Genomic DNA, 12,656 nt, shown 5'->3' with positions numbered 1-12,656 from the left:
CCACCGGCCACCACCGCTGACCGACCGTTAGAGAGGAGGGCCCGTGGGATACGCCCACGAGTACGCGGACGCCATCATGCACCGCGGCCGGGTCCCGATGGAGCCCGCCGACTTCGTTCCCGACTGGTCCGACCGGCCCCGAAAGGGCAAGTACTACCCGGGTGTCGAATCCTTCCCGCTGCCCGCGGCCGGCCCGGGCGTCGAGCCCGCCGCGACCACGGCGGCGGGCTGCCTGCCGGGCCAGGCACCGCCGGCCGACCGGCGGTTCACCCTGGAACTGCTCTCCGAGATGCTGCTCGACTCCTACGGCCTGACCGGACGCCGCCTCGGCGTCCAGGCCAACACCGACCTGGCGGCACTCCCGCACTACACCAACGCCAACTGGTCGCGCGGTACCGCCTCCGGCGGGGGGCTCTACCCGGCCGGCATTCACTGGGTCTCCGGCCCCAGCGGCCCGCTCACCCCCGGGGTCCACTTCTACTCCACCACCCAGCACGCCATGCAGCGGCTGCTCGCCGGGGACGTCAGCGGCGAAGTCCGCCAGGCGCTGGGAGAAGCTCCCGGAGCCGCGGACACCGACCAGTTCCTCATCCTGACCATCAAGTACTGGCAGAACTCCTTCAAGTACAACAGCTTCTGCTTCCACGCCGTCAGCATGGACATCGGCGCGGTGCTCCAGACCTGGCGGATGTGGGCCCGGGCCCGGGGACTGCGGATCGAGCCGGCGCTCTGGTTCGACGAGCAGCGGTTGGCCGAGCTGCTGGGCGTGGAGGGGGACGCGGAGGGCGTCTTCGCCGTCATCCCGCTGTCCTGGGAGGGGGCCGCGGCCAACGTGCCGACCCGGCCCGCCCAGCCGCGCCGCAGCGGTGCCGCCGTCCGGCACACCGACAGCGAGCAGTCCCGCACCCTGCTCACCTTCGAGACGCTGGAGCGGATCCACGCCGCGACCGCCGAGGCCGCCACCGAGCGCCCCGCCGCCGGAGCGCTGGCCGAGGCCGCGACCGAGCCGCTCCCCGGTACCGGCGACCCGATCGAGCTGCCGCCCGCCGGACTGCCTCCGGTCACCGTGCGCCAGGCGCTCCGCAGCCGCCGGAGCAGCTTCGGCCGCTTCGACGCCACCGAGCCGATGACCGCGGCCCAACTGGCCAGCACCCTGGCCGCCTCCGCCGCCACCTCGCTCGGCGGCGACGGCCAGCCCGAAGGCACTCCGCAGCTGGCCAAGCTCTACGCCTTCGTCAACCACGTCCGGGGCATCGAGCCCGGCAGCTACGAGTACGACCCCACGACGCACACCCTGCGCTGCGTGGTGCCCGGGCCGCCCGGTGAGTTCCTCCAGCGCAACTACTTCCTCTCCAACTACAACCTGGAGCAGACCGGTGCGGTGATCGTGCCCACCGTCCGCACCACCGCCGTACTCGACGCCGTCGGTGACCGTGGATACCGGCTGGTCAACGGCGTGGTGGGGGCGATAGCACAGGTCTTCTACACCACCTCGGCCGCGCTGGGACTGGGCGCGGGGGTCGCGCTCGGCTTCGACAACATCTCCTTCATCGAGAGGCTGGGGCTGGAGGACAGCGGCGAGGCGCCGCTGCTGATCATGTTGCTCGGCAACGAGCGGCCGCAACCGGCCGACTTCCGTTACGAGATCGCCTGAACCGCCGCGATGAGGGAATCCACCATGACCCCCCAGACGACCTGGAAGCCCGGCCGCCGGTTCATGTTGCGCGTCGCCGGCCTGCCGGCCGAGTCCATCCACGGGCTGCGCTGCCCGGACAGCCGCCGCTGGGCCGACGAGGTGCTGACGGCCGAGGACAGCCTGCGCGCCCGAGGCGCCGAACTCAGCGACCTCCTGCACGACCTGGTCCCCGCCGCCGACGCGCAGGGGACCGAGGAGGCCGGGCGGCGGGCGCTGCTGAACCTCCGTAGGCAGGTCTTCAACAACCGCCTGCCCGGGGACCCGGAATCGGCCCTGCGGCTGGTCGAAGAGCTCGACCAGCCAGTCGCCGAGCGCCTCGCCGACTGGCTGCGGGACCGCAGGCACCTGGAGAAGCTCCGCTCCGAAGGGGCCGGGCTGATCGAGGCCGACCTGCACCGCAGCCGCGACGCGCTCCGCGACCTGCTGGCCGAGGACCGGTTGCGCCTCGGGCTGCTGCTGGCCTCGCCCACCCTCGACCGCCAACTCGACGCCTACGTCCGCAAGAGCGCCGCCGGCGGGCGTCCGGACAAGCGGATGCGGAAGATCGAACGCTCGGTCCTCTCCTACGTGTACCGCACCGCCTGCAAGACCAGCCCCTTCAGCACCTTCACCGCGGTGGCCACCGGCACCTTCGGCGAGGGTCCCGACGCCGCCGTCAGCGTGGCCGGGGACTGGTCGAGCCATGTACGGCTCAACGTCGTGGTGCTGGCCCGACTCGCGGAACTGATCATGCAGGACCGGGAGCGGCGCGCCGACCTGCCGGTCCGCCTCGCCTCCGGATGGGGCCGGGAGGACGACCGCATCCGCTATGTGCGCCGCTGGGTGACCGCCGGCGACGACGCCACCGCCGTCACCTTCGACTCCGTGAAGGACCGGCTGTTCTTCCTGCGCCGCAGCGGCACCCTGGACCGGCTGCTGGGCCTGTTCGACGACCGCCCGGAACTCAGGTACCACGAACTGGTCGACTGGCTGGGCGCCGAGCACGACGCCGACCGAGAGCAGTGCGAGACCTACGTGGCCGCGCTGCTGCAACTGGGCATGGTGCGGGTGCCCTGCCTGGACACCGACGTGCACAGCCCCGACCCGCTGCGCTCCTTCCGCGACGCGCTGCGCGCCGTCGGGCGGCCCTGGGCGGACCGCGCCGCCGAACTGCTCGACGGGCCGATCCAGGAGGTGGAGCGCTTCCCCGCGGCCGGGCCCGCCGAGCGGGTGGCCGTGCTGGACCGGCTCCGCGCGGGGCTCCACGGACTCCAGCGGGAGCTGGGAGCGGAACAGGCGACCCTCCCGCAGACCCTGCTCTACGAGGACGTCAGCGCGGGCTCCAGGCTGAGCTGCGGCCTCGAGTCGTGGACCGGCCAGGACGGCGGAGACCTCCGCAGGGTCGAACGCGTCCTGCCCGCCTTCGACCTGACGCTGCCGCAGCGCGTGACGTTCCAGGGCTTCTTCGTCGCCCGGTACGGCCGGGGAGGGCGCTGCGAGGACCTCCTGGGGCTGGTGCACGACTTCCACGAGGACTTCTTCGACCAGTACCTCTCCTTCACCTCCAAACGGCGGCCGTTCGACGACCGGGGCGAGTACGTCCCCGAGGAGAACTGGCTCAACCTCCCCCGGATCCGGGCGCTCGACTCCGCACGGCGCACCTTCGTCACCCGGATGCGGGAGCTGTGGGAGAACCGCGGGGAGGCCGAGGAGATCCGCGTCGGCGAACGGCTCCTCGGCGAGGTGGCGGAGGAACTGCGCGATGTGGCATCCGGCTTCGCGCCCCAGTCGCACCACATCCAGCTGGCCAGGGAGGGCGGTGAGGCGCTGACGGTGCTCAACCGGTCCTACGGCGGACTCTCCTTCCCCTTCAGCCGCTTCACCCACGTCTACGACCCGCCGCGGGGCGGCGGACTGTCCGAGGAACTGCGCGCCGAGTCCGCGGCCGTCGCCCCGGAAGGCGCGGTGCTCGCGGAGATCACCGGCGGGGTCGTCACCAGCAACCTCAACCTGCACGGCCGGCTCACCGACTACGAGATCGTCTGCCCCGGCGAGGTCAGCACCGTGCCGGAGGAGTACCGCATCCACCTCGACGACCTGTACCTCGAGCACGACGCGGAGGCCGACCGGCTGGTGCTCCGCTCCCGCCGCCTGGACCGCGAGGTCATCCCCGCCTACCTCGGCTACCTGGTGCCGCTGGCGCTCCCGGAGATCCCCCGCACCCTGCTGCTGCTCTCACCCACCTCGATGGCCCCGATCGACGTGTGGGCCGGGGTGCCGGAGGGCGAGGCCACGGCCGGGGTGACCCGCCGGCCGCGGGTGCGGCACGGCTCGCTCGTGCTCAGTCGCCGCAGTTGGAGCACGACCGCTGGGGAGCTGCCCGGCGGCCGGTCCGGCGGCACGGACGAGGAACGGTTCCTCGACTGGCAGCGCTGGCGGCGCCTCCACCGGCTGCCGGACCAGGTCTTCGCGACCGTCTCCGGCGGGCCGATGGGCGGCGCGGGGGCCAAGCCCCAGTACGTCGACTTCGACAGCCCGCTCTCGCTGAGCGCCTTCGAGGCGCTGCTCAAGGAGCCCGACGACCGGGTCGTGCTGCGGGAGATGCTCCCCGGGCACGACGGGCTGCACGTGCGCTCCGAGCGGGGCGGCCACGTGGCGGAGCTCGCCGTGGAGACCTTCACCTCACCCCGACGGACGAAGGACGACTGAGATGTCCGAGCCCACCACCAGCGCTCCGCAGCCGGCCGACGCGGCCGGCGAGTGGCAGGCGCTGCACGTCTTCTACGCGGCCAACCCGCAGCCGATGCTGGTCAACTGCGTCCAGCCGCTGATCAGGGGCCTGCGAGCGGACGGGCTGATCGACGGCCACTTCTTCATCAACTACTGGCTCGAAGGACCGCACGTCAGGCTCCGGCTGAAACCGGCCACCGCGGCCGACACCCCCGAGGTGCGCCGCCGGGCCGAGGAGGCCATCGACCACTTCCTGCGGACCCGACCGGCGCTGTACGAGGTCGACGCCGGGTTCCTCAACGAGTTCTACAACACGCTCTTCGAGATCGAGTTCCCCGAGGGCGACCGCGGGAGCTTCCTCGGTCCGGACGGCAAGATGAACCTCCGGCCGAACAACTCCCGCTCCTACGAGCCCTACGAGCCCGAGTACGGGAAGTACGGCGGCCCCGCCGGCATCGAGCTCGCCGAATGGCACTTCGCCCACTCCAGCGATCTCGTCATGGACGCCTTCCGCACCATGAACCTCCATCTGCGCACGGTCCTGCTGGGCACCTCGGCGCAGCTGATGATGGTGATGTCCAGTTGCTTCCTGCCGGACACCGGGGAGCTGGCGGACTACCTCGACCGCTACTACGAGTTCTGGCACAAGGCGTTCCCCGGCACCGGCTTCATCGGCAGCGAGGAGTACGACCGCAACTACGCGGAGACCGCGCCGGGTCTGCAGCGCCGCTTCCGGGAGATCCGGCGCGCCGTGGAGGCCGCCCGCTCCGCCGGCACCGCCCCGGCGGGGGAGAGCGGCCCCGCCCTGCCGGCGTTCCTGCGCGGCTGGGCGGAGCACTGCCTGGAACTGCGGGAACGGGCCGTCACCCTGGCGGACCGCGGGGACCTGGTCTTCCGTTCCTGGGACGGCACCCGGGACGAGCAGGTCACCGATCCCGCGGTGGCGCTGCCGCTGCTGCTCTCGCCATACATGCACATGACCAACAACCGGCTCCATGTGACGATCCGCGACGAGGCCTACCTTTCCCACGTGCTGGGCCGGACACTGCGCGCGGACACCGAGGCTGGCGAGTCCGCCGGGACCGGGACCGCCGGCGACGGCGCGGCCACCGGAAGCCGGACCCCGGCGGAGGGGGCGGGCGGCGCCACGGCGGCGGTGCGGCGATGACCGCCGATACCGCCGGGCTCTTCGCGTACCGGCCGGCCCTGCGCTCCGAGGTGTTGGTGAGCCCCGCGCTGCTGAGGGGCGCCGCCACCGTCCACCTGATCCGGGACCCGCTCTCCGGCACGGCCTTCGAGGTCGGTCCCAAGGAGCACTTCCTGATCTCCCGGCTGGACGGTGCACGGAGCCTGGAGGAGATCGGCGCGGAGTACGCGGAGACCTTCGGCAGGCGTCTCGGCGCGGCGAACTGGCAGCAGCTGCTCGGACTGCTCGGCACCCGGGGGCTGCTGGCCGGCGGGCCCGAGCCGGCCGCCCCCGCCGAGCCGGCGAAGGCGAGCCGCACGGTCGAGGGCAACCTGCTGAAGGGCCGGGTGCGGCTGGTCGCCGACGCCGCGGCGAGCACCGACCGACTCCACGCCGCCCTCCGGCCGCTGCTCCGCCGGAGCGTCCTGCTGCCCCTGCTGGTGCTCACCGTCGGCATGGAGGCGCTGCTCGCCACCCACCTCGACGAGCTGGGCGCGGACACCCACTGGCTCTTCCGGCAGCCGGTCGCACTGCTGGCCGTCTGCACCCTGCTGTGGCTGAGCACCGCCCTCCACGAACTCGCCCACGGCGTGGCGGCGCGCCACTACGGTGCGGGCGTCGGCGAGATCGGGCTGCGCTGGCAGCTTCCGATGGCCATCATGTACTGCCGGGTCGACAACTACGTCTACCTCAGCCACCGCCGACGGCAACTCGTCATCGCCGGCGCCGGCGCCTTCATGAACCTGCTGTTCCTGCTGCCGTTCCTCGGCTGGTGGGCCGCCCTGTCACCGGGCGACCCGACCCGCAGGGTGCTCTCCGGACTGCTGCTGCTGGGCAGCGCCCAGGCCCTGGTGAACCTGGTGCCGCTGCCCCCGCTGGACGGCTACACCATGCTCGGACATGCTCTGCGGGTGTCGAACTACGCACCGGAGAGCGGTCGTTACCTCCGCCTGCGGTTGCGGGACCGAACGGCCGCGGCGGCCTACCCGGCCCGGGCGCGGACTCTCTACACCGCCTACGGCATCGGTTCCACCGTCCTGGTCGGCATCATGCTGGCAAGTCTGGTAACAGTCCTCTATCTGCTGTTGGCCTCTTGACCGGAGGCCCGACAACCAGCACCACCCGACGACCGCCGAACCGCATCCGACCACCGTCCACATGCGGCTGAACGAGCGCCAGAGACAGGCGACAGAGGAGCACGGAACACATGACCGACGCAAGGGCCCTCCAAGACGGGCGCCACCCGACAGCGGCGGAGGACACGGCGATAGCCGTCGGCGAGGTGCGCAAGCGCTACGGCGACCACGAGGCGCTGCGGGGGGTATCCCTGGAGGTGCGCCGGGGCGAGTTCTTCGGCCTCCTCGGTCCCAACGGCGCGGGCAAGACCACCCTGCTGGAGATCATGGAAGGCCTCCGCGAGGCCGACTCAGGCACCGTCACCGTGCTCGGCCAGTCGCCCTGGCCGCGGAACGTCGCGCTGCTGCCCCGAATGGGCGTCCAGACGCAGTCCTCCGCCTTCTTCGTACGGCAGACCGCCCGAGAACACCTGCGTACCGTCGCCGCACTGTACGGCGCGGGCGCCGACGCGGCGGACCGGGCACTGGAGAGCGTCGGCCTGTCCGACCAGCCCGACGTCATGGTGGAGAACCTCTCCGGTGGGCGGCGCCAGCGGCTCGCCATCGCCTCCGCCCTCGTCCACGAACCAGAGTTGATCTTCCTGGACGAGCCGACCGCCGCCCTGGACCCGCAGGCCCGGCGCGACCTGTGGCAGGTGCTCCGAGACCTCAGGAGCCAGGGCCGCACCATCGTCTACACCACCCACCACCTCGACGAGGCCGAGGCCCTCTGCGACCGGGTGGCCATCCTGGTGGACGGTTCCGTCGCCGCCCTCGACTCCCCGCACCACCTCGTCAGCGCCACCGGGGCGGCGACCCGGCTGCTGCTGCCGTCCGGACGGATCAGCGTCGAGAAGGCCCTGGAGCTGCCCGGGGTCGACCGGGCCACCGTCGAGGGCGGATCCCTGGTGCTGGAGACCAGGGTCTCGGGCAAGGTGCTCAGCGCGCTCGACGCCATCACCGGCCTGGACGACATCCGGACCCACACCGCGACCCTTGAGGACGTCTACCTCGAACTCACCTCCTCCAGCGGCGAACACGGGTCTGACGGCGGCCGGCACGGGAACGACGGCCCCGAGAACCACGACAACGACACGGAGCAGCCCGCATGAGCGCCTACGCAGCACTGACCGGGGCCGGATACCGAGCCCAGATCCGGGACAAGGCCACCTTGTTCTTCACCTTCGCCTTCCCGCTGCTCTTCCTGGTCGTGTTCGGGCTGATCTTCAGCGGACAGGACGTGGAGCAGAGCGGACGGCCCTACATCTCCTACATCGCCCCGGGCGTCATGTCCTGGGGCGTGGCCAACGCCGCGGTGTTCGGGGTGGCGTTCACCCTGATGCAGTGGCGGCGCGACGACCTGCTGCGGCTGATCAGACTGACCCCCACCGGACTGCCCACCGTGCTGGCCTCCCGCTATGTGATCGCCCTCGCCGTCGGCGCCGTGCAGGCCGTGGTGTTCGTGGCCGTGGCGCTCATGTTCGGGCTGGACGTCGGCGGTCGCTGGGCGCTGACGGTACCCGTCCTGGTACTCGGCATCACCGCCTTCCTCACCATCGGCGTACTCATCGGCTCCTTCGCCGACACCCCCGAGGCGGTGGCCGCCATCGCCAACTTCCTCATGGTGCCGATGGCGTTCCTCTCCGGATCCTTCCTGCCGCTGGACCTGATGCCGTCCTGGCTCCAGGCGATCTCCCGCGCGCTGCCCCTGCGCTACATGAACGACGCGGTCTCCGCGTCGCTCACCGGCGAGGGGAGCGGCGGCGACATCCTCCTCGGGTGCGGCGGCCTCCTCGTCTTCACCGTCGTCTGCGGCGCTCTCGCCCTCAAGACCTTCCGATGGAGCAACCAGAAATGACCACCACCGCGGCACCACACCGCACGGCGCCCGAGAACGCGCCGCTGGAACAGGCCCGAAGACGACTCCAGGGCGCCCTCGGCGCCGGGCTGTCCGAGGGCACACCGACCGTGGTGCCGCTGGGCGCCGGTGACGTACTCGGCACGGCCGACGGCGACCCGTACGCCGCGGTCCGTCCCGACGCCCGTGTCCACCTGACCTCCCGGGCCGTGCTCGTGGGCCCCTGGGGCGGGGACGACACCTCCCCGGCCTGCGGTCGCTGTCTCGGCATGCGCTGGCAGCGGCTGCGCAGCCGCAGCGAGCGGGACGCGCTGGAGACCGGCGCCAACACCCGGATGGCCGGGGACTGGCCGCAGCTGCCGCAGTACGTGATCGACACCGTGCGGGCGCTGGTCGAGACGGTGCTGCGGCCCGCCGCGCCCGAGGTGCGGCCGCCGTCCGCCCACGCCGCCGACCGCGCGCTGCCGCAGGTCACCGAGGTCGATCTGGAGACCTTGCGGATACGCACCTTCCCGCTGCTGGCCGACCCGCTCTGCCCGCACTGCGGGCCCGGCGGCACCGACAGCCCGCTCGGCCCGGACGGCGCGCCGATGAGGCTGGTCAGCCGCACCAAGCGGGCCGCGGACGACTACCGGCTGCGTCCGGCGGCCGACTATCCGATGCCGCGCACCGCCCTCGCCAACCCGGTGACCGGAGCGCTGGGCGCCGGCACCTGGATCAACGTCACCTCGCCGACCACCGCGCCGGTCGCCGGAAGCGTCTTCATGCGCGGTTACGCCGGGCTCACCGACGTCACCTGGAGCGGTCAGGCCAACGGCTTCGACGCCAGCCGCGACCTCGCCTTCCTGGAGGGCCTGGAGCGCTACGCCGGCACCCACCGGCGGCGTGGTACCGCGCTGCTCACCGACTCCTACGCCAACCTCGGCGACGCCGCGCTCGATCCGGCGGAGTGCGGCTTCTACTCCGAGGCCACCTACCGCGACGACCCGATGGTCAGCCCCTTCGATCCGGACCGGAGGATCCCCTGGGTCTGGGGCCGTTCGCTCCGCGACGACCGGCCGGTGCTGGTGCCGGCCCGGCTGGTGCACTACAGCGCGGGGCTCGCCGCCGACAACTTCGTCTTCGAGTGCTCCAACGGATGCGCCATCGGCGGCTGCCTGGAGGAGGCCGTCCTCGGCGGACTGCTGGAACTCATCGAGCGGGACGCCTTCCTGCTGGGCTGGTACGGAGACCACCCGCTCACCGAGATCGACCTCGGTTCGACCGACGACCCAGCCATCCGCAACATGGTCGACCGAGCCGCGATGCAGGGCTACGACGTGCACGCCTTCGACAGCCGGGTCGACCTGGCGGTGCCGGTCGTCACCGCCCTCGCGGTACGCCGGGACGGCGGCCCCGGCCGGCTCTCCTTCGGGGCCGGGGCGAACCTCGACCCGGTGGCGGCCGTCGCGGACGCGCTGTCCGAGGTGCTCACCTACATCCCCCACCTGCCCCGGCAGGTCGAGGAGCGCCGGGACGAACTCGAGGCCATGGCCGAGGACTACTCCAAGGTGCTGCACCTGAAGGACCACGCCCAGCTGTACGGGCTGCCGAGGATGGCGGAGCACGCCCGCGGCTACCTGGAGCCGGCCGCGGTCCGCCCGCTGGCCGAGGTCTACGCCGACTGGCAGCGGGACCGCCGACCGCGCACCCGGGACCTGCTCGACGACGTGGCGCACTGCCGCGACGAGTTGATCGCTGCCGGACACGACGTCATCGTCGTGGACCAGACCACCCCCGAGCAGGAGCGCATGGGGCTGCGGACGGTGTGCACCCTCGCCCCCGGGCTGCTCCCGATCGACTTCGGCTGGTCGCGGCAGCGGGCCCCGCTGATGCCGCGGTTGCGCACCGCCGCACGGCGCGCCGGCCTGCGCGGCACCGACCTGACGGACCAGGATATCCGCATGGTTCCGCACCCCTTCCCCTGAGAGTGCGAGGGCCCGCCCCTCGGGGCGGGCCAGCAGCACCGGAGACACGACGACGAACGGCCCCTTCCGATCGGAAGGGGCCGTTCGCCATGGCCGAGCGCCGGTCGAATCAGGCGCTGCAGGAGGTGGTGCTGGTGGTGGAGGAGCAGGTGGAGGTCGACGAGCAGCTCGTCGAACCCGCGAGCACGACCTCGCTGGCGTCCGAGTAGTCCGAGATCTCGAAGGTCTCCGACTCCAGCTCCAGGATCTCGTCGGCGAGCGAGGCGAGCGGCGACTTGTCAGCCATGGGGGCTCCTTAGGGTGATACGGCGGCAGCCACCGGGATGGTCTCCCGGGGCCTCCGGCCGTGCCGTGGCTCCATTCGACCGGAACCCTCTGGCAGCTCTGCGGGCGTTCTGCTGTCATGTCGCTGACATCCGCTGTCAGCGAAGTGCAGCGGGGTCCGCCGCCGGTTGACGGAGCATGGAGCGGTGAGCCCATCCGTCGCGTACACCGGGGACGACGCCCCCGTCCTGGACCGGTTGAAGGAGATCCTCCGACCGGTCACCGCCTTCTGCCTCGACATCCACCGCCACCCCGAGACCTCCGGTCAGGAGCGGCGCACCGCCGGCCGACTGGCCGCCTGGCTGGCGGACGAGGGATACGAGGTGACCGGATCGGTCGGCGGCCACGGAGTGGTCGGTCTGCTGCGGAACGGCGCCGGCCCCACCGTCATGCTCCGCGCCGAGTTGGACGCGCTGCCGGTCCGGGAACGAACCGGCCTCCCCTATGCGAGCGAGGGAGCGGCCAGCCACGCCTGCGGCCACGACCTGCACCTGGCAGCGGTCGCCGGCGCCGCCTCGCTGCTGGCCCGCTCCACAGCGGGGTGGAGCGGGAGGGTGATGGTCGTCGGCCAGCCGGCGGAGGAGACCCTGGAAGGGGCCCGGGCGATGCTGGCCGACGGTCTCTACGAGCGGTTCGGGCGGCCGGACACCGTTCTCGCCCAGCACACCGCGCCTCTGCCGGCGGGCATGGTCGCGCACGGCTACGGTCCCGTGATGGCCGGCAGCGTCGACTACGAGATAACCGTCCACGGTGCCGGAGGCCACGCCGGTACCCCGCAGCTGGGCGTCGACCCGGTCCTGACCGCCGCCGCCATGGTGATGCGCCTTCAGGGCGTGGTCTCCCGGGAGAGTTCCCCGGCCGAGCAGGTGGTGCTCACCGTCGGCTCACTGCACGCGGGTGAGGCCCGCAACGTGGTGCCCGACCGGGCGACCCTGGGGCTCACCGTCCGGGCGCACGCCGCGGAGACCCTGGAGCGGGTGGCCGCGGCCGTCGAGAGGGTGGTGCGGGCCGAGTGCGCGGCCTCCGGCTGCCCGCGCGACCCCGACATCACCGTGGTCTCCGACTCCCCGGCAACCGTTCCCGATCCCGTCGCCACCGCCGCCGTCCGGAAGGCCCACACCGAACTCTACGGACCCCGACGGGTCTCCGACTGGCCTCCTGCGATGGCGACCGAGGACTTCGCCTTCTTCGGCGACGCGGGCCGAGCGCTGCACGGACACTCCGGGATCCGGCTCGTCTACTGGATGCTGGGATCGGTGGGGCCGGGCCAGTGGGCGCGGGCCGGCGGCCCCGGCGCCACAGCCGCCCAGAAGCTCGCCGCGCTGCCGTCCAACCACGCGCCGGAGTTCGCCTGCGACCTGCGCACCGGCCTGCCCACCGGGGTCACGGCGATGACCACCGCCGCACTGCGCTTCCTCGACGGCCGCCCCGGTGAACCGTCCCGAGCGACTCCCCGCTCGACGGGGGGCGGGCCGGGGGAGTCCTCCGAGTCGGCTCAGTAGTCCTGCGAGGCGGTGGTCAACGCCGGCGTCTCGGGATTCACCCGCTGGATGTGCAGATGCCGGGCGAGGCGGATGGCGGGCCGGATGAACAACTCGACACTGCCGAACAGGAAGCACCAGACCCCCGTCTCGGTAGTCGAGGGATAGAAGAAGAACACGCTGCCCACGATGAACCAGAGCGCCACGAAGAGGTCGTTGACGATGCTGACGACCTCGTACCGCTGCCGGAGGACGATCTCCCGCCGCCCCGTACGGTGCCCCGGCTGCCCAGGGGTTCCCGCTCGCGTCATGGCGCCATG

General features: G+C 72.3%; 10 protein-coding genes. 8 read left to right on the top strand and 2 right to left on the bottom strand.

Annotated elements, in window-relative coordinates; all coding sequences use genetic code 11:
• Positions 1–43: 43 nt before the first annotated feature.
• The 7 genes from BGP73_RS05100 (at position 44) to BGP73_RS05070 (ending at position 10,531) form a co-directional block, all read left to right on the top strand.
• Positions 44–1,654, top strand: a complete 1,611-nt coding sequence (locus BGP73_RS05100) for a nitroreductase family protein (RefSeq protein WP_069812267.1) — start codon at positions 44–46, stop codon at positions 1,652–1,654.
• Between the two features lie 24 nt (positions 1,655–1,678).
• Positions 1,679–4,384: a lantibiotic dehydratase gene (locus BGP73_RS05095; protein ID WP_079127214.1), complete on the top strand. Its 2,706-nt coding sequence runs from the start codon at positions 1,679–1,681 to the stop codon at positions 4,382–4,384.
• A 1-nt stretch (position 4,385) separates the two neighbouring features.
• The gene (locus BGP73_RS05090) at positions 4,386–5,573 is read left to right on the top strand and encodes a lantibiotic dehydratase C-terminal domain-containing protein (RefSeq protein WP_079127213.1); all 1,188 of its coding nucleotides are present in this window, start codon (positions 4,386–4,388) and stop codon (positions 5,571–5,573) included.
• Positions 5,570–6,688, top strand: a complete 1,119-nt coding sequence (locus BGP73_RS05085) for a M50 family metallopeptidase (RefSeq protein ID WP_069812265.1) — start codon at positions 5,570–5,572, stop codon at positions 6,686–6,688. Before BGP73_RS05090 ends, BGP73_RS05085 begins: the two co-directional genes overlap by 4 nt.
• Positions 6,689–6,798: 110 nt before the next feature.
• Positions 6,799–7,818 (top strand): ABC transporter ATP-binding protein, encoded by a 1,020-nt coding sequence (locus BGP73_RS05080; protein ID WP_079127212.1) that lies wholly within the window; start codon positions 6,799–6,801, stop codon positions 7,816–7,818.
• Positions 7,815–8,564: an ABC transporter permease gene (locus BGP73_RS05075; protein ID WP_069812264.1), complete on the top strand. Its 750-nt coding sequence runs from the start codon at positions 7,815–7,817 to the stop codon at positions 8,562–8,564. Before BGP73_RS05080 ends, BGP73_RS05075 begins: the two co-directional genes overlap by 4 nt.
• Positions 8,561–10,531: a TOMM precursor leader peptide-binding protein gene (locus BGP73_RS05070; RefSeq protein ID WP_069812263.1), complete on the top strand. Its 1,971-nt coding sequence runs from the start codon at positions 8,561–8,563 to the stop codon at positions 10,529–10,531. Before BGP73_RS05075 ends, BGP73_RS05070 begins: the two co-directional genes overlap by 4 nt.
• 109 nt (positions 10,532–10,640) lie before the next feature.
• On the opposite strand, the gene BGP73_RS05065 is transcribed toward BGP73_RS05070, so the two are convergent.
• Positions 10,641–10,817 (bottom strand): thiazolylpeptide-type bacteriocin, encoded by a 177-nt coding sequence (locus BGP73_RS05065; RefSeq protein WP_069812262.1) that lies wholly within the window; start codon positions 10,815–10,817, stop codon positions 10,641–10,643.
• 184 nt (positions 10,818–11,001) lie between these two features.
• Here BGP73_RS05065 and BGP73_RS05060 point away from each other — a divergent pair, with 184 nt between their 5' ends.
• The gene (locus BGP73_RS05060) at positions 11,002–12,357 is read left to right on the top strand and encodes an amidohydrolase (RefSeq protein WP_374701119.1); all 1,356 of its coding nucleotides are present in this window, start codon (positions 11,002–11,004) and stop codon (positions 12,355–12,357) included.
• On the opposite strand, the gene BGP73_RS05055 is transcribed toward BGP73_RS05060, so the two are convergent.
• Positions 12,351–12,647: a YrhK family protein gene (locus BGP73_RS05055; RefSeq protein WP_069812261.1), complete on the bottom strand. Its 297-nt coding sequence runs from the start codon at positions 12,645–12,647 to the stop codon at positions 12,351–12,353. The genes BGP73_RS05060 and BGP73_RS05055 overlap by 7 nt on opposite strands.
• Between the last annotated feature and the right edge of the window lie 9 nt (positions 12,648–12,656).

Source organism: Streptomyces sp. TP-A0874 (genome assembly GCF_001748085.1).
GTDB lineage: Bacteria > Actinomycetota > Actinomycetes > Streptomycetales > Streptomycetaceae > Streptomyces.
Note: the sequence above shows the minus strand (reverse complement) of the source record. Positions and strands in the feature narration are given on the sequence as shown.

What these genes read in the sequence shown, in the direction of transcription:
- BGP73_RS05095 (WP_079127214.1), top strand. Translation starts at nt 1,679, where the DNA reads ATGACCCCCCAGACGACCTGGAAGCCCGGCCGCCGGTTCATGTTGCGC.
- BGP73_RS05090 (WP_079127213.1), top strand. Translation starts at nt 4,386, where the DNA reads ATGTCCGAGCCCACCACCAGCGCTCCGCAGCCGGCCGACGCGGCCGGC.
- BGP73_RS05085 (WP_069812265.1), top strand. Translation starts at nt 5,570, where the DNA reads ATGACCGCCGATACCGCCGGGCTCTTCGCGTACCGGCCGGCCCTGCGC.
- BGP73_RS05080 (WP_079127212.1), top strand. Translation starts at nt 6,799, where the DNA reads ATGACCGACGCAAGGGCCCTCCAAGACGGGCGCCACCCGACAGCGGCG.
- BGP73_RS05075 (WP_069812264.1), top strand. Translation starts at nt 7,815, where the DNA reads ATGAGCGCCTACGCAGCACTGACCGGGGCCGGATACCGAGCCCAGATC.
- BGP73_RS05070 (WP_069812263.1), top strand. Translation starts at nt 8,561, where the DNA reads ATGACCACCACCGCGGCACCACACCGCACGGCGCCCGAGAACGCGCCG.
- BGP73_RS05065 (WP_069812262.1), bottom strand. Translation starts at nt 10,817, where the DNA reads ATGGCTGACAAGTCGCCGCTCGCCTCGCTCGCCGACGAGATCCTGGAG.
- BGP73_RS05055 (WP_069812261.1), bottom strand. Translation starts at nt 12,647, where the DNA reads ATGACGCGAGCGGGAACCCCTGGGCAGCCGGGGCACCGTACGGGGCGG.